This window comes from Microbulbifer maximicatervae (SeqCode), assembly GCF_052468155.1.
Genome location: NZ_CP174335.1, coordinates 931,566 through 953,241 on the forward strand (window position 1 = coordinate 931,566; position 21,676 = coordinate 953,241).

General features: G+C 52.2%; 24 protein-coding genes. 17 read left to right on the plus strand and 7 right to left on the minus strand.

Annotated features, from left to right (window positions below; genetic code table 11):
- Positions 1-8 precede the first annotated feature (8 nt).
- From ACJJIY_RS03880 to ACJJIY_RS03890, 3 genes are read left to right on the plus strand one after another with little or no spacing between them, the layout of a single operon-like run.
- The gene (locus ACJJIY_RS03880) at positions 9-521 is read left to right on the plus strand and encodes a biopolymer transporter ExbD (RefSeq protein WP_413663685.1); all 513 of its coding nucleotides are present in this window, start codon (positions 9-11) and stop codon (positions 519-521) included.
- 12 nt (positions 522-533) lie between these two features.
- A complete protein-coding gene (locus ACJJIY_RS03885) occupies positions 534-1,055 on the plus strand; it encodes an ExbD/TolR family protein (RefSeq protein WP_413663686.1) in 522 nt (173 codons plus the stop codon).
- Position 1,056: 1 nt separating this feature from the next.
- Positions 1,057-2,049 carry an AgmX/PglI C-terminal domain-containing protein gene (locus ACJJIY_RS03890; protein WP_413663687.1) on the plus strand — a complete coding sequence of 331 codons (993 nt, stop codon included), beginning with the start codon at positions 1,057-1,059 and terminating at the stop codon, positions 2,047-2,049.
- Between the two features lie 98 nt (positions 2,050-2,147).
- Here ACJJIY_RS03890 and ACJJIY_RS03895 read toward each other — a convergent pair whose 3' ends face one another.
- Both ACJJIY_RS03895 and ACJJIY_RS03900 read right to left on the minus strand, forming a co-directional pair.
- Positions 2,148-2,525, minus strand: coding sequence for a DUF2237 family protein (locus ACJJIY_RS03895; RefSeq protein WP_413663688.1), 378 nt, complete (start codon positions 2,523-2,525; stop codon positions 2,148-2,150).
- Complete coding sequence (locus ACJJIY_RS03900) at positions 2,516-3,139, minus strand: DUF2939 domain-containing protein (RefSeq protein ID WP_445359144.1); 624 nt, start codon at positions 3,137-3,139, stop codon at positions 2,516-2,518. Before ACJJIY_RS03900 ends, ACJJIY_RS03895 begins: the two co-directional genes overlap by 10 nt.
- Positions 3,140-3,310: 171 nt before the next feature.
- On the opposite strand from ACJJIY_RS03900, the gene ACJJIY_RS03905 reads away from it, so the two are divergent.
- The 9 genes from ACJJIY_RS03905 to ACJJIY_RS03945 all read left to right on the plus strand — a co-directional run bounded on the left by ACJJIY_RS03905 (position 3,311) and on the right by ACJJIY_RS03945 (position 14,179).
- Complete coding sequence (locus ACJJIY_RS03905) at positions 3,311-4,057, plus strand: DUF2189 domain-containing protein (protein WP_413663690.1); 747 nt, start codon at positions 3,311-3,313, stop codon at positions 4,055-4,057.
- A gap of 27 nt (positions 4,058-4,084) precedes the next feature.
- The gene (locus tag ACJJIY_RS03910; protein ID WP_444895790.1) at positions 4,085-4,768 is read left to right on the plus strand and encodes an RDD family protein; all 684 of its coding nucleotides are present in this window, start codon (positions 4,085-4,087) and stop codon (positions 4,766-4,768) included.
- 12 nt (positions 4,769-4,780) lie between these two features.
- Positions 4,781-5,755, plus strand: a complete 975-nt coding sequence (locus ACJJIY_RS03915; protein ID WP_413663692.1) for a stage II sporulation protein M — start codon at positions 4,781-4,783, stop codon at positions 5,753-5,755.
- Entirely contained in the window at positions 5,745-7,331 is a 1,587-nt protein-coding gene (locus ACJJIY_RS03920) for a DUF4129 domain-containing protein (protein ID WP_444906956.1), read from the plus strand. The genes ACJJIY_RS03915 and ACJJIY_RS03920 overlap by 11 nt, the downstream gene beginning before the upstream one ends.
- On the plus strand, positions 7,321-8,631 hold the full coding sequence (locus ACJJIY_RS03925) for a DUF4350 domain-containing protein (protein WP_444915253.1): 1,311 nt from the start codon (positions 7,321-7,323) through the stop codon (positions 8,629-8,631). The genes ACJJIY_RS03920 and ACJJIY_RS03925 overlap by 11 nt, the downstream gene beginning before the upstream one ends.
- On the plus strand, positions 8,628-9,632 hold the full coding sequence (locus ACJJIY_RS03930; protein WP_445359145.1) for an AAA family ATPase: 1,005 nt from the start codon (positions 8,628-8,630) through the stop codon (positions 9,630-9,632). The genes ACJJIY_RS03925 and ACJJIY_RS03930 overlap by 4 nt, the downstream gene beginning before the upstream one ends.
- On the plus strand, positions 9,629-11,026 hold the full coding sequence (locus tag ACJJIY_RS03935; RefSeq protein WP_444895786.1) for a DUF58 domain-containing protein: 1,398 nt from the start codon (positions 9,629-9,631) through the stop codon (positions 11,024-11,026). Before ACJJIY_RS03930 ends, ACJJIY_RS03935 begins: the two co-directional genes overlap by 4 nt.
- Before the next feature lie 328 nt (positions 11,027-11,354).
- Positions 11,355-11,822, plus strand: coding sequence for a hypothetical protein (locus ACJJIY_RS03940; RefSeq protein ID WP_445359146.1), 468 nt, complete (start codon positions 11,355-11,357; stop codon positions 11,820-11,822).
- A gap of 122 nt (positions 11,823-11,944) precedes the next feature.
- Complete coding sequence (locus ACJJIY_RS03945) at positions 11,945-14,179, plus strand: TonB-dependent copper receptor (RefSeq protein ID WP_445359147.1); 2,235 nt, start codon at positions 11,945-11,947, stop codon at positions 14,177-14,179.
- Between the two features lie 113 nt (positions 14,180-14,292).
- On the opposite strand, the gene ACJJIY_RS03950 is transcribed toward ACJJIY_RS03945, so the two are convergent.
- The 5 genes from ACJJIY_RS03950 to cysK all read right to left on the minus strand — a co-directional run bounded on the left by ACJJIY_RS03950 (position 14,293) and on the right by cysK (position 17,527).
- Entirely contained in the window at positions 14,293-14,898 is a 606-nt protein-coding gene (locus tag ACJJIY_RS03950) for an outer membrane beta-barrel protein (protein WP_413663699.1), read from the minus strand.
- A gap of 51 nt (positions 14,899-14,949) precedes the next feature.
- Positions 14,950-15,207 carry a type II toxin-antitoxin system HicB family antitoxin gene (locus tag ACJJIY_RS03955; RefSeq protein ID WP_108734877.1) on the minus strand — a complete coding sequence of 86 codons (258 nt, stop codon included), beginning with the start codon at positions 15,205-15,207 and terminating at the stop codon, positions 14,950-14,952.
- 219 nt (positions 15,208-15,426) lie between these two features.
- Positions 15,427-15,630, minus strand: a complete 204-nt coding sequence (locus ACJJIY_RS03960) for a hypothetical protein (RefSeq protein ID WP_445359148.1) — start codon at positions 15,628-15,630, stop codon at positions 15,427-15,429.
- 104 nt (positions 15,631-15,734) lie between these two features.
- On the minus strand, positions 15,735-16,571 hold the full coding sequence (gene cysQ / locus ACJJIY_RS03965) for a 3'(2'),5'-bisphosphate nucleotidase CysQ (protein ID WP_282930833.1): 837 nt from the start codon (positions 16,569-16,571) through the stop codon (positions 15,735-15,737).
- A 38-nt stretch (positions 16,572-16,609) separates the two neighbouring features.
- Positions 16,610-17,527, minus strand: coding sequence for a cysteine synthase A (cysK, locus tag ACJJIY_RS03970; protein ID WP_445359149.1), 918 nt, complete (start codon positions 17,525-17,527; stop codon positions 16,610-16,612).
- Between the two features lie 202 nt (positions 17,528-17,729).
- Between cysK and ACJJIY_RS03975 the strand changes: the two genes are divergently transcribed.
- From ACJJIY_RS03975 to ACJJIY_RS03995, 5 genes are all read left to right on the plus strand, one after another.
- A complete protein-coding gene (locus tag ACJJIY_RS03975) occupies positions 17,730-18,395 on the plus strand; it encodes a lysoplasmalogenase (RefSeq protein ID WP_445359150.1) in 666 nt (221 codons plus the stop codon).
- A 78-nt stretch (positions 18,396-18,473) separates the two neighbouring features.
- Positions 18,474-19,157 carry a GMP/IMP nucleotidase gene (yrfG, locus tag ACJJIY_RS03980; RefSeq protein ID WP_445359151.1) on the plus strand — a complete coding sequence of 228 codons (684 nt, stop codon included), beginning with the start codon at positions 18,474-18,476 and terminating at the stop codon, positions 19,155-19,157.
- A gap of 15 nt (positions 19,158-19,172) precedes the next feature.
- Positions 19,173-19,550, plus strand: a complete 378-nt coding sequence (locus ACJJIY_RS03985) for an Hsp15 family ribosome-associated heat shock protein (RefSeq protein ID WP_444906949.1) — start codon at positions 19,173-19,175, stop codon at positions 19,548-19,550.
- Positions 19,551-19,671: 121 nt separating this feature from the next.
- A complete protein-coding gene (locus ACJJIY_RS03990; protein WP_445359152.1) occupies positions 19,672-21,129 on the plus strand; it encodes a S1C family serine protease in 1,458 nt (485 codons plus the stop codon).
- A gap of 25 nt (positions 21,130-21,154) precedes the next feature.
- A complete protein-coding gene (locus tag ACJJIY_RS03995; RefSeq protein WP_444926197.1) occupies positions 21,155-21,616 on the plus strand; it encodes a DUF4124 domain-containing protein in 462 nt (153 codons plus the stop codon).
- Positions 21,617-21,676: the final 60 nt, after the last annotated feature.

Below are 21,676 nucleotides of genomic sequence, written 5' to 3' on the forward strand. Positions count from 1 at the left end.
ATACCGCCATGCTGAACATAAATATTCGCCGGCGTGGATATGAGGAAGCGGAACTCGATATCACCTCGTTTATGAGTTTGATGACCATTTTGGTTCCTGTGCTACTGCTAAATATGGTGTTTTCCCATATCTCCGTGCTCAAGCTGAACCTGCCGGGTATCAGCGATGGAAGTTCCAGCAGTGTGGAGGAAAATCACCAGCTCGAACTCGTTTTGCGCACGCAGTATGTCGATATCAATTATCCCGCTGGGCAGCGGGTTAAACGCATCCCACACGAAGAAAACTCACCGGATTTCGCCACGATATCTATCGTTTTACAGCAGATAAAACGGCAGTTGCGAGAAAAATCTATCGACAAAGATGATCTGGTGATCCTGTCAGAAAAGGGAACGCCTTACAAAACTCTGGTCGCCGCCATGGATACTGCACGCAGCTACCGGGCTGTAGTGGCCGCATCTGTTGTTGATGCAGAACTGTTCCCCCAGATATCTCTCGGCGATGCACCGGAGCAGACAAAATAGCGGGGCCAAACTATGAAGATAAATGCAGCCGCAAAACTGCAAGAGCGCAGGCAAAGGCAAAAAAAGCAGCAGTCAAAACTGAACCTGGTATCACTGATGGATATCTTCACCATCCTGGTATTTTTCCTTCTGGTGAACTCAACCAGTGATGTTCAGGTTCTGCAGACTGATAAAACCATAAAACTGCCCAAGTCCACCTCACAACAGAAACCCGAGGTGACTACTGTAGTGCGGGTCAACAATAAACAGCTGTTTGTCGGGGACCGATTTATCGCCAGCATCGATGACATCGATCCCAGCGCAGAGAATATTGAAGCCCTGGTAACAGAGCTTAAATACCGTGCTGAACGAGCGGGAGAGCTGAGCGAAGCCCAGAAAACTCTGGGCCGAGCAGTGACTATTTTAGGTGATGAACAAGTTCCCTATGAGTTGCTGAAGCAGATCATGCACACCTGCGCAGCCGCAGACTTCCGCGATATGTCTTTCGCCGTAGAACAAACAGCGCCGGAAGATCCCTCGGGGGTGGAATCCTGATATGAGTACAGCAACCATTAGTTACGCCCCCTGGCAACTACAGGAAACAGTGCTTCCCTGGTCCGCCTCAAGAGAGGAGGATCAGCGCTTTATCAAATTGCTGCGCGGTGGCCTGATAGCCCTGGCCATCAGTGGCATTGCCGTTGCACTGGCGCCAGTACCCGAACTCACCCGGGAACAGGCCGAAAGGGTGCCACCACAGCTGGCCAAAGTGATTCTGGAAAAAAAGGAATTGCCAAAACCCAAGCCAAAGCCGAAACCCAAAGAGCAAAAGAAGCCCGAGGAAAAGAAAAAGCCCGAAGAGAAACCCAAAAAGAAAGCGGAAACACCCGACAAGCCCAAGCCTGTGGAGAAGCCGCGCAAGGTTGAAAATCCCCCGGTTGCCAAGGTACAGCAGGCCCGGGAGAAAGCGGCCAATAGCGGTCTGAATGCACTCGCCGATGATCTGCTGGATATGCGCGAGAGTTTTAATACATCGGATATTAGCCGGGGCCAGCTCAGCTCGGGGAATGCTACTGCCACTAAAATAGAACGCAGTATGATCGCGGATAAGTCAAAAGCCTCCAGTGGCGGCGTTGCCGCCGGTAGAGTAAGTCGGGATACCGGTGGTGTCTCACTGGCCGGACGTGAGAACACCCGAGTACAAAGTACCCAGGCAACGGGTTCAGCCAAAGAAGCGGTGGCCAAGGCCCGAGGGCAAAAATCCATACGTACCGACGATTCCATTCGCAGTGTTATGGAAGCCAATAAAGAGGCCATTATTGGAATCTATAATCGCGCGCTGCGCAGGGACCCAACTCTGCAGGGAAGACTCACCGTACAGTTGGTGATCGCACCGAATGGTGCTATCGCGTCGATCAAACTGGTAGAGAGCGAGCTCAATAACCCGGCACTTGAACGCAAGTTGCTGGCGAGAATCCGCATGATCAATTTTGGTTCTGCCAACGTTGAGAGTACTACCAAGAACTACTCAATCGACTTCCTGCCTTCTTAAGTTCCGATAGCTATCTTGTTTGTAGCGTGGCGACACAGGGACGTGCCGCCATTTGAAGGGCGTTAATAGGTGGGCAAGAAGCTGATCCACCCAATCAACTAAAGCAAATCCAGCGCATAGCGACGCAATGTTTGCATAGGAATAATTTCCAGCGCCTTCACATGTGTACTCTGTAAAAATACCCGGGGTGCCATATCCAATTTCTCCGCTTCAAGCCAGCGCGCGGCACAGAGACACCAACGATCCCCTTCCTTTAAACCGGGAAAATTAAACTCCTCTACCGGTGTGCTCAAATCATTGCCGCGACTGCGGGAAAACTCCAGGAACTTATCAGTCACGGCAACGCAGACGGTGTGAGAACCGAGATCCTCTTTACAGGTGTTACAGCAGCCATCGCGAAAGAAGCCTGTCTTCGGGTCCAGGCTACAAGGCACCAGTGGATCACCAAAGACGTTGACTGAATTTTCTATCTCCATTCCTGACTCTCTCCACTTCTATCACCAATTAGCTGAATGTCCACCAGCTGCCAGCGCAGACCATTGCGTTGCATCAACATGCGCAATTCAGGCCGACCATGCTCACCATATTCAACACTCAGATGATTGAGGTCGGTAAAATGCCACCCCATGCGCTGCCAGGAATCTTCATTCTCTTCCGCTGCAGAAGTCTCATTCTCGGAAATATCCGGTGTTTCACCACCCTGTCGATAAATTTCCCGCTGAAATGCCTCCAGATCCTCTCCCCCACGAAGAAGGTCGGCAATGCCCTCAGGAGTAATAAACTGTTGTAAAAGTGGATCCATAAAGAAATTTGCACCAGCACTGAGTAATTCATCAAATTCCTGAGGAATAGAGTTACTTAGAGAATTCCTAAGTTGCTGCTGTAAGCGGATCTTTAAATTGTCACGTAAAACAGGAAAATCGACATAGCGCTCTAACGTGTCGATACTCTCAGCTCTAACCTGCGGCTGATTGGATTTAGCCATTTTCGCCGCACGCTGCAATTGCTCGATGGAATAAAACGGCAAGGCGACATACCCAGCGGTAATCAACACCAAAACCAGGCCGCTCATCCACAGTATTTTTTTCATCAATTCTATTCCTTAGTCACTCCCCGGGGATTTTATGCTGAGAAAGATGTATCACCTAATTTGCCAATGTATTGGCGTGGCATTGTTCGCCACTCCTGCCTATGAGATATTTCCCTCCCAAGACTCTGCACCCCATTAATAATCTAAATCTCAATAAGGACAGCTAACAGGATGAGTGACATCTATACGGCACCAAAAGCCGATTTGGCAAGTACGCGGGAAATGGAGGAATTCGGCTCTGTAGAGAAGGGGATTGCAGGGGACTATTCGTTTTCTCTCGGTGAAGCCCTCAGTGAAGGGTGGCAATTATCACTAAGCAATATGGGAACTATATGGCTTAGTTTTATTCTTTACGCACTGGGCGCATCCGCAATAATGCTCATCCTAGCGGCATTAATGTGGGGTTCTATATCATCGGCTGCTGGTTTATCAGGCATGCTATTCCTAGTCATCTTAGCGCCTATCGCCGTAATAGTGATCGTTGCCCCTCTTATGGCAGGTTCTATGATGGTAAGTATAAAGATTGCCAGAGGAGAAAAAACCAGCGCCACCGAGGTATTCTCCTATTTCGATAAAATCGTGCCCCTTGGCCTGGCAATGTTTTTATTATATTTCCTCGTTTCGATTGGCTTTTACCTGTTACTTATTCCCGGTATCTATCTTTCAGTCGCCTATATGATGGCCCTGCCGCTTATCGTAGATCACAACCTGGGTCCCTGGCAGGCTATGGAGGCTTCACGTAAAGCCATCACCAAAAACTGGTTCGCCTTTTTTGGCCTTTTGCTGGTAATGATGGTCATTTACGTTGCAGGCAGCCTTCTATTCCTCATAGGATTAATATTCGCCCTTCCCTGGATTTTTGCGACTTACGGCGTTGCTTACCGTCAGGTCTTCGGCGCCCCCACTCAAAACACATAATCGGTTCTACCAAACAGGAGCGGTGGCTTGCTGGATACCACCTATAACGTCGAAACACCCGAGGGGATTGATTTGCGCGCGCGGGCCGCTGGGCCCGTGCCACGTATCCTTGCGTATGCAGTGGATGTGTTTTATCGATCATTGATATTGGCTGCGATCGGCTTTGCGCTGCTATTTGCCGGCTTTGCCGGTGCGGGTATCTGGCTCGTCTGCGCCTTTCTTCTCGAGTGGTTTTACCCGGTGTTTTTTGAAGTTTTGCGGAACGGCCAGACACCGGGCAAAAAGGCCTTTGGCCTAATGGTGGTCAACGACAACCTTACGCCGGTATCCTGGGGAGCATCCATCGTTCGCAACCTGCTACGCTTTGCGGATTTTATGCCATTTGCCTACGCCACTGGCGTAATAAGCATGACACTGGGGCGTCACTTCCAGCGCCTTGGCGACCTGGCAGCAGCCACCCTGGTGGTCTATCGCGAAGAGGAAAAGGCACCTGTTGCCCTGCCGGATACCACCCCGCTCCCACCACCACAAAACCTTCGCCAGCAAGACCAACAGGCACTGGTTAGCCTTTTGGAGCGCCACCAGGATTTAAGCGAAGCGCGTCAGCAAGAGCTCGCCAATCTGCTCGAACCGATTACTCGGAAAAGGGACAGCGATGCCTTGAGCTACCTGCGCTCCGTGGGCAGTTGGCTACTCGGTGGCAGGGGATAGGCAGAGGTACCTATGAAGCAGAGAGACTTTGAGAATCGCTACCGCGACAGCTGGGAGCAATTAGAAGCCTGGCTGAAAGCGGATCGGAACAAGTCCGAAGTTGCGGCCCTGGACCTACCCGTCGCCTACCGCAACCTTTGCCAGCAGCTGGCAATGGCAAAGGAGCGGCAATATACCAACCGCCTGATAGACCACCTCAACCAGCTGGTTATGGCGGCACATCACCGTGTCTACCGCCAGGAAACCTTGCGCCGCAAGGGATGGTTGCACTATTTGTTGGCAGGTTTTCCCCAAGCCGTGCGCGCTAATAGCCGCGCAGTACTGCTGGCATCCGCTTTGTTTTTAATACCTGGCCTGATCCTGGGAGTCGGCACTTACAACAACGATGCCCTGGTGTACGCAGTAATGTCACCGGAACAGGTTATGGGTTTTGAATCCATGTATGATCCGGGCAACCGGGTACTGGGCCGCGAGCGCGGCTCTGATACCGACCTGTTCATGTTCGGTTTTTATATCAAAAACAATATTGGCATCGCCTTTCGCACCTTTGCCGGCGGTGTACTGTTTGGCCTGGGCTCAATTTTCTTCCTGGTGTTTAACGGCATCTATATTGGCGCAGCGTTTGGGCATATCACCCGGGTGGGCTTTGTCTCCACCTTCTACCCATTTGTGATTGGCCACGGCGCCTTTGAGTTGACCGCCATAGTACTGGCGGGAGCAGCGGGCCTGATATTGGGACGCTCTCTAGTGGATCCGGGCCAACACCGACGCACGGTCGCACTGCGCCTGGCCGCTGTCGAAGCAATGAAGATTATGTACGGCACTTTCCTGATGCTGGTGATTGCCGCTTTCCTTGAAGCCTTCTGGTCCTCCAGTGCCAGCACACCGATTGCGATCAAGCTCGGGGTAGGCGCCCTGTTTTGGGTACTGGTCTTTGCGTACTTTATCCTGGCGGGACGCAGGGAGGGCGCAACTCATGCAAATTAAGAATCTGGCAGTGCGAGCCCGCTTGCGCTCTCCCTGGGAGTCTGTCGATCTCGGTATCGCCCTGGCACGAAAATACTGGTGGCAACTTTTTATAGTCTACCTGTTGCCTGCAGCACCGCTATTTGCTTTGTGTTATTGGCTGTTTCCAGAGTCACCAACGCTCTCCATCTTATTTATTTGGTGGCTGAAACCCGTATTTGATCGGCTGCCCCTGTTTATGATCAGCCGCGCATTATTTGGCTCACCGGTATCCATTGGTGAGGCATTGAAGCATTTCTTTAGCCAGAATCGTCGCGACTGGTTTATGTGGCTTACCCTCCGTCGGCTGAGCCCCACACGCTCTTTCGATATGCCAGTCACCGTGCTGGAGCAATCCACAGGTAAGGCCCGTACCTCGCGCCTTGGGGTACTGCACCGCAAACACTCTGGGGCCGCCACCTGGCTAACACTAACGCTTTACCATATTGAGATATTTCTACTTGCCGCATTAAGTGTGATGGCATTTCTGTTTATCCCTGAACAGTATTCCGATGGGATCGATTGGATCCCTCTGCTCCAAGGGGATACTCAATGGCTGGAATGGATATATAACGGACTCTACCTGTTTGTTATGGCAGCAGTAGCCCCCTTCTATATCGTTAGCGGATTTTGCCTTTATATTGGCCGTCGTATTGAGTTGGAAGGCTGGGATATAGAAATCCAGTTTCGGGACCTGCTGGAACGCCAGCAGCGTGAACAGGAGTCCCACCGCAGAAGAAAACCAAGCACTGCTGCGCTAATCCTGATCTGCGGGCTCACCTTTGGCTCATTAATTCCAGCGCCCCCCGCCAGCGCCGCATCTTTGGAAACCCCGCAGCAGGCCCAAGAGCATATTGACGAAATCCTCGCTGGCGATGAATTTCATCAAATGAAAGAGATCAGTGGTTGGCGCAAAAAAGACAAATCTGAAACAGAAGCCGTCAAAGAAAAGTTCCCCGAGTGGTTAATTAACTTTATCGAATGGCTTTTTGAGAACTCTAAAGATACGCCTGAAGTTGACGATGAAGTTAAATGGGGCCCAACAATTGCGAAAATCCTGGAGCTGCTGCTTTGGATTGGCTTGGTATTCGGCCTGGGCTATCTGCTTTGGAGACATCACGATAAAATTCTTCAGAGCTTGAAATGGCAGCCTAAGCCAAAGAAAAAGCAGCCCGTCCCCGAAACCCTATTCGGCCTGGATGTACGCCAATCGAGTCTGCCCGATGACGTTTGCGCGGAGGTCATGCGCCTGTGGACAGAGGGAGACAAGCGAGCCAGTTTGGGACTATTGTACCGCGCCACCCTCTCTCACCTGATTGAAGACTTCGAGTTTTATTTTGGCGATCACCTTACCGAAAGTGAATGCGCACAGCTGGTACAAGTAAGGCAACAGGAGCCGAATGAAGTACAGCGCCCAGTAAGTCCCGCCCTGAGTCAATTTGTACAAGAGCTTACTGCAAACTGGCAGCAGCTTGCCTATGCCCACCGGCCGCCAAAAGAGGCTCAGGTAAGCTCACTTTGTAGCCAATGGCAGGAGGAATTTGGCAATGACCGCTAAGAGAATTCTGTTGGCAGCCCTGGTCATAAGTGGCGTGGCACTTGTATGGCTATTCCTCACTTTCTACGAGCGCTACTCCAAGGAGATCGACAGCGGCTGGAGCATGGAAGCCAGACGAAATCCCTACCTGGCAGCAGAAAGATACCTCACCGATATCCAACTGGCGCCGCATCAGGCAGATAATATATCTGTACTCCAAGGCCTTTCCTCCGATGCCACCCTGTTTATCAACAGCTCCAGCCAGGTCTATAACCCCACCAAGGCCCAAGAACTTCTAGAGTGGGTCGAGCGCGGTGGCCACGCCATCGTTGTAGCCTATACCGGCAACTTCGACAGCGACTCCGGGCGCAGTGAAAACCGCGATTGGCTACTTGAGTCCATGGACGTCTCTATCCAAGAGGGACACAGTAAGTTCGAACTGCAAGAAACCCTGGAGCAACTGCTCGGGGAGGATGCCGTACTCGAGCCTGAGCAGAGCCCCGCTGATGCCATGCGGGAGCACAATCGCAAACTGGACGAAGGCGAAACGGAAGATGAGCCGAAGGAACAAGAGGAACCTCGCAACCCCGATGTGTCAGAAGAGGATCTGGTAACCCTGCCTGTTGAGGGCGGCAGCGAAATACAGCTATACCTCGATGCCAGCCACCTGCTCTACCACCCTTCGTTTAATGACGAGACTATCACCGATGGACCTGTCTTCTGGGCAAAAGTACGACGCGGCGATGTCGGCGTACCGTTTATGCAGTTCGAGCGCGGCAATGGTGTGATTACCCTGATGACTGACAGCACCCTGTGGCAGTCCCAGCGTATTGGCCACTTCGATCACGCCTATTTCTTACAATTGCTGGCCGGCGAAGGAGAGTTTGTCTTTCTCACCCGCCCCCGCTTTGAAACCCTTTCTAAGGTTGCTCGTCAATACGCTGCAGAGTTTTTTCTCGCCGGCGCACTGGCCTTACTCGCTTGGCTATTACTACACGGGCGCCGCTTCGGCCCCTTGCAGCCGGAGCCAGAAGTGTCCCGCCGTTCTCTGCTAGAACATATATCCGCCTGCGGCCATTACTACTGGCAGGACGACCAGGGGGAAACCCTGCTGCGCGGCCATCGGGAAGAGCTTCTACGTCGCCTTGGCGCCACCCATATCAACGCCACTAAAAAACGCAAACTGTGCGACAAGCTCTGTGCCTCCACCGGTATGGATGAACGGCTAATAGTTGAAACCTTGTGGGGCAAGCCCCCTACAACCGAAGAAACATTTACTGAACACATGCGTAATCTGCAGCGAATTGAGGCAGTCCTATGAACGAGACCACCCTTCAACCAGAACAACAAACCACGGGCCCGTCACCTGACTGGCAGGCTGCGTCCGCCAAACTTCAGATACTGCGCAACAATATCAACCGGTTGCTGATTGGCCAGGAGCAGGTGGTTGACCAGGTACTCGTAGCTCTGCTGGCTTCTGGCCACGTACTACTCGAAGGTGTACCCGGACTCGGCAAAACCCTTCTGGTGCGCACCCTGGCCAACTGCTTTGGCGGCAATTTCCGCCGCATCCAGTTTACCCCGGATTTGATGCCCGCCGACGTTACCGGCCACGCCATGTACAACATGGGAGAGAGCCGCTTTGAGGTGCGTCGCGGGCCGATATTTACCAACCTGCTGCTGGCGGATGAAATCAACCGCGCCCCCGCCAAGACCCAGGCCGCCCTGCTGGAAGTGATGCAAGAGAAGCAGGTCACTATCGACGGCCAGGCACTGAAAGTACCCAGTCCATTTATGGTACTCGCCACTCAAAACCCCATCGAGCAGGAAGGTACCTACCCGCTGCCAGAGGCGGAACTGGACCGATTCCTGCTGAAAGTCCTCATCGATTACCCCAGCCTCGAAGCGGAACTGAAATTGGCCGCCGCCGCCAGCAGTGGCCGAATTGAGCGCAGCCTGCAGGAAAAGCTGGCCGGGGAAATTACTGTCGAGGGATTGCAGCAACTTCAGGCCCTGGTACCTCAGGTGGGCTTGGACGAGCAGGTATTGAATTACGCTGTGCGCCTGGTACGTGCCACCCGTCAATCCCCCCAGCTGCGCAGCTCCGCCGGCCCGCGCGCCAGTATCGGCCTGCTGCAGGCAGCTCGCGCCAATGCGCTGTTACAGGGACGGGAATTTGTACTGCCGGATGATATCAAGGCCATGGCCATCCCGGTAATGCGCCACCGCATCGGCCTATCTCCAGATATGGAAATTGACGGTGAAACTGCTGATACGGCGCTGGCAATGATTATCGACAGTGTTGAGGCGCCGCGACTGTGACACAGACTGTAGCTGCAACAGAGCAACAGGCAGCACCAGCACAAAGCGGTCGCACCGGCCCGAGTCCGCGCCTGGTCAAACTGCTCGGCTACTGGTGCCTGGCAGCTCTGGCAATTACAGCAGCGCGAATTTGGTTTCCGCAAGCCAGCTCATTTATCGGCAACCTTTGGTGGGGAGCGAGTGCGCTGTTAATCAGCGCCACCCTGCTGGACTATCTCACCGGTTACCGTGTAACCGGTCTGCAGGGGCTGCGGCGATTGCCAGGCAACCTGGCCCTGGGCGTACGCAATACTGCGCGGCTAAAACTTCACAATACCGGCCCACGCCCACTATTACTCCAGGTTTCCGACTCAATCCCACAGCAACTGGGATCGACAGGGCTGCCGCGCTCCGCACAACTTAACCCCGACCAGGAAATCACCATCGAGTACGACCTGGTACCCCGTCGCCGAGGCAGCGCCTCTTTCGGACGAATCGAGGTACTGGCCAACTCTCCCTGGGGACTCTGGCAGACAAGGGTATGGTTGGGACAGGAGCAGACCGTCAAGGTCTACCCCAATTTTCTCGGTATCTCCTCACTGCAATCTCTTTCCACCGAACAGAGCCTGCGCCTGATGGGGTTGCACCAGCAGCAGCGTCGCGGTGAGGGCATGGACTTCCGCCAACTGCGGGAATACCGCCAGGGAGACAGCCAGCGACAGGTGGACTGGCGCGCGAGCTCACGGCTGCGCAAACTGATCAGCCGTGAATACCAGGACGAGCGCGACCAGGAAATTATTTACATGCTGGATTGCGGCCGCAGGATGCGTGCCAAAGACGGCGAGTTGAGCCACTTTGACCACGCACTCAATGGCTTGCTACTTTCAGCTTATGTCGCCATCAAACAGGGGGACGCGGTCGGCTTGCAGGCATTTGCTGCGGCACAGGAGAGCAGTGGTGGACAGCTGCCTCCAGTAAAAGGCGAAAGTGCAATCAACCTACTGCTGAATAATGTCTACGACCTCCACTCTGGCACTAGTAGCGCAGATTACACTAGCGCCGCACAACAGTTGATGGCCCACCACAAGCGACGTGCCCTGGTAATCCTGATTACCAACTTGCGCGATGAAGATAGTGACGAACTCCTAGCAGCAGTCAAATTGCTGTCGCGCAATCACCTGGTGATGATTGCCAGTCTGCGGGAGACTTCTGTGGACAAATTGCTGCAACAGCCGATTCAGAACTTTGATAGTGCAGTAAACAGCGCAGCAGCGAGGGACTTCCTGCGCCGCAGGGAGCAATTACTTCAGCATTTGCAGGCACACAATGTCATAGTGGTTGACTCGAGGCCGGAGCTTTTGCACCAGTCTCTGGTAGAGGCCTATTGGCGCCTAAAGCGCAGCGGCAGAATCTGAATCGTCAAATTCACCGAGTGGGGACTCTCCGAGCCCCCACTATTTAAACCTTCTCTATAACCTTCCCACTACCCGCAATAATCCAGGGCTGTCCGGGAACTCTCCCCAATCCCGGGAATCTCTTATTGAGCGCGCTACCTCCTGGAACCTTTAGCTTCCAGCAAAGTTAGATTTATTTTTAGAATGCGCGGAAGAAAAGAAATTAAATTCCAACAAAACCTGATAAAGCTCAATTTACCTCGTATTAGTTCGCAAAAGTTAACTTGGGGCAGTGGCACTTTGCTGTATCACCCGTTAACCTCTTGTTACTCATCTCCGGGTATTTAAAATGGGCCCGGGCAAAGTACAGACCTTCTTATTTATGAGCGGTAAGCGCACCACCCAATACTGTTCCCGTCTGTCCCAGTGGCAGGCGCTATTGCTATTGCTGGTATTTCTCAGCGCGCGAGGCCTGGTTCCTGCAGGTTTTATGCCGGCAGATTTTGCAGCGGGAACGCCCTATGGGCTCTGCCATGGCGATAGCCGCAGCGCTTTATTGCTCAATACCCTCAAAGCGAACTCTCACAGCGATCATCACGGCGACCACTCTTCAAGCCACAACCACGATACGCTTACCGCTCACTCATTTGCCGATAACCATTGTAATTTTTCCGCCGCTGCCAGTATTGCCAGCGCACCAACTACAGAACTGGAAATAGTCCTACCCGGTTTTACTCAACCGCCCTCTTATCCGGCTTTTTTCCGCGTTATCTCTAACGCTTACAGCCGCCCATTAATTCGCGCCCCCCCGGTTTAATTCCTTTTTTATTCCAACATCATCACTCCGCAGTTCGCTGTGGACCGCAAGTCTCATTGCTGTCTTAACATTTTCAGCGCTTTGAGCCTTGCCAAAATACGACCACTTTTTCAGGTGGGGATATGTCGCGTGCACCAAATATTACTCAGGCCTGCGCGCTCACTGCTGCGTGTTCGAAACGCCAGCGAAAAGGATTGAAAACCATGCATCAGAGCATCAACGCAAAAATTTTTCTGAAAAAACCTCTCAGCCTGGCACTTGCTGCCTGCTGTACCTTTTCAGCACATCTCGCAGCGGAAGAATCCGAAGAGTCAGAACCATTAAAAGATAGTGAAATGGAACAAATGGTGGTTACTGGGGTAAAGACTGAACTCCCCCTCAACCTGGTAACCGACCCGAAAAAACCCCGTCAGCCATTACCTGCCAATGACGGCGCCGACTACCTGAAAACAATTCCGGGATTTTCCGTAGTGCGTAAAGGCGGTACCAGTGGCGATCCGATGCTTCGCGGAATGGGGGGCTCGCGCCTGGGAATGGTAGTGGATGGAGAAACAATGGCGGGTGGTTGTCCCAGCCGAATGGACCCACCTACAGCCTATATTTTTCCCGAGGCAATGGACGAAATTGAAGTTATTAAAGGGCCACAGAGCGTCCTCTATGGCCCGGGAAATTCCGCCGGCGTAGTTGTATTTAATCAGCAGCAGGAGCGCCCCACTGAAAGCGACTGGAATATGAATGCGAGCCTGCTCGGCGCCAGTGCCGAGCGTCGCGATGGTCTATTCGATATATCCTATAGTTCGCCGCACTTTTCTATCCGCAGCTCCTCGACCTCGGCATCTGCGGACAACTACGAAGACGGGGATGGCAATGAGGTAAATTCCAGTTATGAGCGCTGGAGCAGCCAGGTCAATTTGGCCTGGACACCCAGCGACGATACACGGGTCGAGTTTGATACTGCATTTAGCGATGGTGAAGCTGCCTATGCAGATCGGGGAGTCGACGGTTCCAAGTTTGCCCGTGAGAGCCACAAAGCGAAATATGTCCGCAGCAATATCAGTAGCTGGCTCGACTCAATTGAGCTCCAGGCCTACTACAACTATATCGACCACATCATGGATAACTACAGCCTGCGCGAGCTATCCAGCACCGCTACCCCCATGGTCATGAATCTCGATAGTGAGACCACAGGTTTCAAGATGGCTCTGGTGTTTACGCCTATGGACGATGTGGAATTGACCAGTGGAATTGATGCCCAGGAAAATCGTCACACCGGCCGTTCGACCATGAACCAGTCCACCATGGACTACCGGGATATGAAGCGAGAGGCCGATGCCGAATTTAGCCAGCTGGGGTTATTTTCTGAGGTCAGCTGGCAAGTCGCAGCCAATCAACGCTGGATCGCCGGTGCACGAGTGGATGACTGGGAAGTAAAAGACCTTCGCGATGAAGTTGCTCTATCCATGATGTCCTCAGTGGATAACCCCACTGCGGGAGAAACTCGCTCAGAGCTATTGAGCAGCGGCTTCCTGCGCTATGAATATGGTCTCGAGAGTGGCCCCAATAGTTCTGCCACACTCTTTGCCGGGCTCGGCTACACCGAGCGCTTCCCCGATTATTGGGAAATTTTCTCCTACGAGACAGCAGACTCCTACAGCGCACTGGATATCGAATCAGAAAAGACCACCCAGCTGGATATCGGCTATATCTATCGCGGTGAAAAACTCTCCGCCAGTGTCTCCGGATTCGTCAATCAGATTGATGACTACCTGATGATTGAAACGGATTACGAAAAAGCGGCAGTAATGAGTAGCATGGATTCTATGGGTAGTATGAATATGGATGGTATGGACTCCTCCGATATTCGCACTACCTCCATTGTCAGAAACATCCAGGCGCGCTCCTGGGGTTTGGAGTTTGACTCCTCATATCAGCTCAACGAGCAGTGGCGCACTGAATTCACCGTAACATCTGTTCGCGGTGCCAACGAAACCGATGGCACTACCCTTGCACAACTGCCTCCTTTGGAGGGCCGCCTGGGACTCTACTTTGAGCAGGCCCAGTGGTCAGCAGGTGTTTTATGGCGCGCTATCGCAAGCCAGGACCGGGTGGATATCGGCAAAGGCAATATTGTTGGTCAGGATATTGGTGCAACTGACTCTGCCAACGTCGTTTCCATCAATGCAGGCTGGAAACCCAGTAAAAGTGTACTGGTAACTACCGGTATCGATAACCTATTCGATGAGACTTACGCAGAACATATCAGTCGCTCTGGAGCCAATATTATTGGTTTCGATCAGTTGACCCGGGTTAACGAACCGGGACGCACCTTCTGGCTGAAAGCCATTTATCGAATTTAAAAACTATTGGGGCCCCAGGGCCCCTTTTCCATTCTCTAAAAAAATCAGTATTTAATTAAGAAATTTCTACGAATAAATTATTGAGAAAAATAGGTTAAAAGGCGGAGGACCTACTAAAAGCGATAGGAAAAATTCAAACTCAGGGTACGCAGATGCCCGAGGTTAACACGTTCTATTTTGCCAATATTATTGTAGTTATACTCTAATGAAGTATCGAAATCCTGAGTCCACATAATTCGGTAACCCACTCCGGCATTCCAAAAGGTATCACTGCCACTGGCATCAATAATATAGATATATCGATCATCCGGATAAAATGGTGGGTATTCTCGATACCAATAGCCTCTTCTTATAACATTGTTCAAATCCACATCGGCATAATTATATCCCACCATCCAATAGAGACATTGAACGTGACAATTCAGGGTGAAATCAATTTTAAAATTTAAACCTACCTGATCTACTGTGACATGATTATCATCAAAATGTGACGCCCGCAGCTCAACTTGCCAGACTCCTACCGCCGGCGTAATTCCAAGGCTGACATAGCCAAAAGAATCCCTCTGCTTATTTAACTGCTGCTCGCCACTCCCAAAACCAACGGTACCGATAATCCGGTACTCTCCCGTGGCGACACCATCAAAAGGATTATTCGCCTCGAATCCATAACTGGTCGCAGCTATAAAAAAGGAAAGCAGGTAGACGGATAGCTTTATCATCGCCACTCACATCAAAAAGCCAGTCATCAAGTTCAAGCTCAGTAAATTATTTCAAGTTGTTTCTACATCAATAATGGCCCAGACGCCTCCTACAAAAGCCGGGTTTTTCTTCAGGTTGTCTACATCACCTGCTTGCGGCATTGGCTGTCCAGCCTGACGGAGCTCTTCCAACCGCTGAAAAATCGTTTCAGCCATTTTTTGCAGGGTCCCCTCAAGGGTATCGGCATAGCAGTGGCAATGCGGCAGATCCGGTGCAATGGCACCAAATCCGGCATATTCAATATTGTGCACCACAACCGGGTAGCGCATTGAAAAATACTCTTATGTATTAGCTTTCCAAAGCGTAGACTGATTTACATTTTACGGGGGAATTTGGCAAGGAAATTAGCTAATTAGCCGGAAAATAATATTTCGCGCTGGCACAGATTCAACACTATAAGTGACAGCACTGAGCAGGAAGAACTGCCGTATTCAAATTAAAACCTGCAGCACTACAGTTTTTCACACAAGAAAATATTTGGAATTTAGTTAACGGGGCATCCTACCTAATAGGGCCCGGCGGGAAAATAGCATGCTGTTATAGGTGCGCCGCAACGCAATATCATTTGCATCGACTGTATTGGAGAGGGCTTCAAAATGCCGCTGCAACCAGTTTATCTCCTCCTCCAGTTCCCGACGCAAACAGCGAATTTCACCTTTATCCTGGTTAAAGCGCAGATCGGGTCCAGACATCAGTGAGCCTCCTGAATTTGGAAATATCCAGATCCCCTTTAAAGCCTCCACCAGTGGTGGTGGAGGCACAAATATACTCTCTATATGTTTATTGGTGTCACACCCTAAGCAGCGGACTTATCCAGCAGTAGGGATTGCCAATCAAAAGAAGAATCGCCAATTACATAGAAAAAGGGATTTAGCAGAGAGTCTTTGGTGTTGTAGCGCAACAAATTAAACTCTTCGTCCACAACAATACCACCTGCTGCTTCAACTACAGCCTGAGCTGCCGCAGTATCCCACTCGCAAGTAGGAGCCAGACGCGGATACAAATCTGCTGCCCCCTCAGCAACCAGGCATAATTTCAGCGAGGAGCCCATATTTTTGCACTCGACAGCTCCTAGCTCAGACTCGATACGTTGTACCAACTGGTCGACAGTGCCGGTTCCATGGCTGCGGCTGGCCACAAGCTCAACAACTTCACTATTATCCAGGCGCGGCTTCAGTGGACGCACCCGAATTTCAGTTTCGCCATTGGCATCCCGCTTAAAGGCTCCTTCGCCCTTGCAGCCGGCATAAGTGATGTTCAGTACCGGTACGTAAACCACCCCCAAAACGGGCTCGCCATTTTCGATTAACGCGACATTTACGGTAAATTCACCGTTGCGTCGGATAAATTCTTTGGTGCCATCGAGCGGATCGACAATCCAGTAACGCTGCCACTGACTGCGCTCTTCGAACGATGGCATTTCCTGCTCTTCTGATAAAACCGGTACTCCCTCGATAAGCTGTGCTAACGCCGGTTCCAGTACTTTGTGGGCGGCCAGATCTGCGGCAGTTACTGGGGAATCATCTTTCTTTGTCTCGACTTCCAACTCAGCGCTGTTGTGATAAACCTCGAGAATCGCCTCTCCCGCGCGTTTGCAGATCTCTATCACCTGCTCCAAAAGTGCTTTATCCATTACAACTCCATACTCTTTGAATTCACCATTATAAAATCTTAGGCGGAGAAAAGGTCCTGAACGGACAGATAGCGCTCACCAGTGTCATAGCTGAACACCAGTACCCGGCTGCCCGCATCCATCTCCCCCTCGCGCTTTTTCAGGGCCGCAAGGCTGGCACCGGAGGAGATACCCACAAAAATTCCCTCTTTTAATGCGCAACGACGCGCCATTTCAAAACTGTCTTCCTCACTCACCAATACAGTACCGTCGAGCACTTCCGTATTGAGTACCTGGGGTACAAAGCCGGCGCCGATACCCTGCAAACGATGCAGGCCTTTTTCTCCACCGCTAATCACCGGTGATTTCTCCGGCTCTACCGCATAGACCTGTAATTTAGGAAAGTGCTCTTTTAAGACTTCGCCACAGCCTGTGATATGCCCGCCAGTACCCACACCGGTAATCATATAATCCAGCCCTTCAGGAAAGTCTGCCAAGATTTCCTTGGAGGTAACATCCCGGTGCACCTGAGCATTGGCGCGGTTATTAAATTGTTGGGGCATCCAGCTATTCGCATGTGAGGCCAATAACTCTTCCGCCTTAGCAATAGCCCCGCCCATACCGCGCTCTTTAGGTGTAAGGACCAATTCTGCGCCCATTGCCTTCATGACCTGGCGACGCTCTACCGACATAGACTCCGGCATGGTCAGGATCAGGCGATAACCCTTCACCGCAGCAACCATCGCCAGTCCAATACCCGTATTACCAGAGGTCGGTTCGATTATTACCCCACCGGGCTGCAGTGCTCCACGACGCTCTGCATCCTCAATCATCGCCAAGGCAATTCGGTCCTTAATACTGCTGCCCGGATTAAAGCGTTCAACCTTCATCCAAACCTCTATATCGGGGCGAAAGAGGTGATTGATTCTTACGTGAGGGGTATTGCCGATTGTTTCCAGAATATTGGCCGATTTCATCAGTGAGGCTCTCCATGACTAGTGCTCAAGGCAAACAACTGCCGGGCATGTATTTTCGATGCTCCATATTACCCCAGAAATGTCCCGCGGCCGGCACTGGAGAAAACTCAATTGGAATTAGAGAGTACAAGCTATCGATGATGCGGAGGAAAACCGTTAAATTGATGGGGAGGTATACAAAATAAAAATAAGGTAAGTACCTATGTCCGTAGAAAATTCCGCACCCCAGCACAACTTTCGCAATTACCTGGTACCGATGTTCCTGGCCAGTGCCACTTTATTCATCTTTCTGGATACCTGGAAGCTGGATAACTTGTGGATGCCCGCGCTAAAAGCGCTGCCGATACTGTGCCTAATGATGATTGCCAGACTGGAGCTGCGGGGCAAAACCCTGCTTTTCACTTTTCTAGCCCTCAGTTCCTCCGCCATCGGGGATGTACTCCTCGAAATGCAATTCCCCCAACACTTTGTGTTTGGACTGGGTGCTTTTCTTATTGCCCAGCTAATCTACGCGCTGGGCTTCCTGCGTTTTGCGGAGCCCCCCAATCGGCGCAACCTTATTCGGATACTGCCTATAGTGATTGCCGCACTGCTTTTGGCTCAAATTATCCTCCCTGCTGCTGGGGATTTAGCCCCGGCAGTATTAGCGTATCTGCTGGCTATCCTCGCCATGGCGGTCGCAGCCGCAATGCACAAGGGTGACGCCACCTTGCTATTTGCCGGGGCTGTCATCTTTATGGCTTCAGATACATTGATTGCTATTAACAAGTTCATCACCCCACTACCGCTAGCCGATGCCGCCATTATGCTCACCTACTACAGTGCGCAACTGTGTATCCTGTACGGAATCCGCCGCGCCCAGGCATAATGCAAACGATCCGGGAAGGCAGTGGCAAGCCAACTAAACTTGTCTTCCCGCCCCATTTCAAAGAGGTACATAGCTCCCATGCTCGATTGGCGAAGTATCGATACCGTATTGCTGGACATGGACGGCACCCTGCTGGATTTGCATTACGACAATCATTTTTGGCTCACGCACCTGCCCAAGCGCTACGCTGAAGTCCACGGCTTTGACCCACAGGAAGCCCAGCAGAAGCTCGAGGCTGAGATCAATGCCCGCCGCGGTACGCTGGAGTGGTACTGCCTGGACTTCTGGGCGGAAAAACTGGAGCTGGATATCCTCAGCATATTGCGCGAGATCGAGACCCGCATCGCCCTGCGCCCTCACACTGAGGCGTTTCTGAGCGGCCTGCAACAACTGCAAAAGCCCACCTACCTCGTGACCAATGCGCACCGTCAAGGGTTGGATCACAAGCTGGAGATCACCGGTATCGACCGCTGGTTTGACGGCATCATCTCCTCCCATGATTATGGACATGCCAAGGAGAGTGCCAATTTCTGGGACTCTCTGCGAGATAACCTGGAATTTGACCCGGAGAACACCCTGTTTGTCGACGATAACCAATCTGTTCTGAGCGCGGCCCAGGACTACGGTATCGCCCACCTATTGTGTATTCGCCAACCGGATAGCTGCGGGCCCAAACGGGAAATCACCAACTTCCCGGCGATCCATCATTTTGATGAGATCATGGCTTTTAACCGCAGTAGACTGGACACCGGGTCCGCCTGATTTCACAAGGAAACCATGGAAAAAGTACGTATCGATAAGTGGCTCTGGGCCGCGCGCTTCTTTAAGACTCGCAGCATTGCCAAGCAGGCGATCGAAGGTGGAAAAGTCCACGCCGATGGCCAGCGGGTCAAAGCCAGCAAGGAAGTCACTACCGGTGTCAAACTGAGCATCCGCCAGGGCTGGGATTTACTGGAAGTTGAAGTAACCGCTCTATCGGATCAGCGGCGCGGCGCCGAGATTGCGCGCACCTTATACCGCGAGACCGAAGACAGTATCGCCCGCCGGGAAAAAGAGAAAACCGAGCGACAGGCAGCCAATGCCGGGATACAACAGGAGCGACCCAATAAAAAGCAACGCCGCCAGATACACCGCTTCCTGCGGGAACAAGAGTAGACTCAGCAGACAAAAGTGGTGAAATTTCCGCCATTTCCCACTTTAGCTGCTAAACTGCCCCCACTTAACCGGATAGAAAACAGCCATGTTGAAACGACTGATCGCCATTTCCCTGCTGATTTTGCTCGGTACCCAAACCGCCCTAGCAGACAGCCGAGAACACGAGCAGCTCAAGCGCTCAATCATCAAGATTTACACCACCGCCGCCGCCCCGGATTATTTCAATCCCTGGGCCCTGCTCAACCCCAAGCAGCTGTCCGGTTCCGGTGCCGTTATCCGCAACCAGCAAATCCTGACCAACGCACACGTAGTGGCCAACGGCAGCTTCATCCAGGTACAGCGCCACGGCGATGCAAAGAAATTCCGCGCCCGAGTGAAATTTGTCTCCCACGATGCCGACCTCGCCCTGCTGACCGTCGATGACGAAAGCTTTTTCAATGATACCCGCCCCCTGACCCTGGGCAAATTGCCCGATCTGCAGGAAGAGGTCACCGTCTACGGCTACCCCATAGGCGGCAAATCCCTTTCGATTACCCGCGGAGTACTCTCCCGCGTGGAGCACCAGTATTATGCCCATGCGGAAAGCTACCTGATGGCGGGCCAGATAGATGCGGCAATCAACCCGGGCAACAGCGGCGGTCCGGTTATCTCCAATGGCCGCATCGTCGGCGTGGCCATGCAAACCAATCAGAGCGCTGAAAACCTGGGTTACTTTGTCCCCCCCAGCGTGATCGCTCATGTCTTAGAAGATGCCAAGGACAATGTGCACCAAGGGTTCCCCGAACTGGGACTGGTAACCCAGAGCCTGGAAAGCCCATCGATGAAAAAGGCCGCCGGTCTCGAGGAAGACCAGGATGGCGCCATGGTCGTTAAAGTGTTCGACAATTCCCCCGCAGCTGAAGTGTTTAAACCCGGCGATGTCCTGCTTGAAGTCGATGGCTTTAAAGTAGCGGCTGACCGGACTGTGGAGTGGAGGGAAAACCAGCGCACCAACTACCACTACGCCGTGGACCGCCACCATGTCGGTGAACGTTTACCGGTGCGCTTCTCCCGCGATGGTAAAGAGCAGACCGCTGAGGTCACGCTGGCCGCAACACCTCCCTCACGCGCTATGGTGCTGGGAGAGCAATTTGACCGCCAGCCCCGCTACTATATCTACGGCGGTGTTGTCTTTGTGCCCCTGAATATGAACCTGATCAAACGCTGGGGCAAAAACTGGCACTCCAAGGCGCCTATTGACTACCTCTATGCCCGCAATCAATGGAGTGACGAGGAACGCCGCGAGCTGGTCGTCGCCCTGAAAGTACTGCCTGCCAATGTGAACCTCGGTTACCACGACTGGAAGAACTGGATCATCGACTCAGTAAATGGCCACAGCATCAAGGACTTCGACGAGTTCGCTCAATTGATGGAAGGCAACAAGCAGGACTTTGTAGATTTGCGCGACCGCTCCGGATACCGGATGGTCTTGGATTCGGCAGAGGCCCAGGAACAGCAGCCTCTGATACTGCAGACCTACCACATCCCCCAGCGTCATTCACAGGGGTTATTCAGCCAGCTGGCCAATAAAGAAGAATAGAAATATAGAAGGGCATGGAGTAGCCGTGAAATTACTGTGTCTACGTTCCGTAATAGGCGGCCTTATACTGGCCGCTAGTGCAACCGCAAGCAGCGCAGAGATGTACCGCTGGGTCGATGAAAGTGGTCGGGTACACTTTGGCGATCGCCCCCCGACTGACGCCAAAGCCGAGGATGTTTCGGGGGATCTGGCCCCGATCAATTCTATTGGCTCCAATGGCAGTCGGCGGCCTATTTTAACAACCGCAACGAGATCGAGAGTTTCTCAAAAGGTTGATGATGAATACCGCGAGCGCCAATTGCGCGAGAAACAGGAAAAGCAGCAAAAGATGAAGAAAGCCTGCGACAAGGCCCGCAGTGACCTTGAGGCCATTCAAGGGCGGGTTGTGTTTCTCGACAATAACGGCAAAGAAGTGCGTCGCACCGAGCGGGAGAGACAGCAAATAGCTGAAAAGCTCCAGCGGGAAATTAAATACTATTGCGGCTAGTTACTTTCCTACTTGAGCGCTGACCCATTGTGATAAAGGGGTAGCGCTCTACATTCTTCC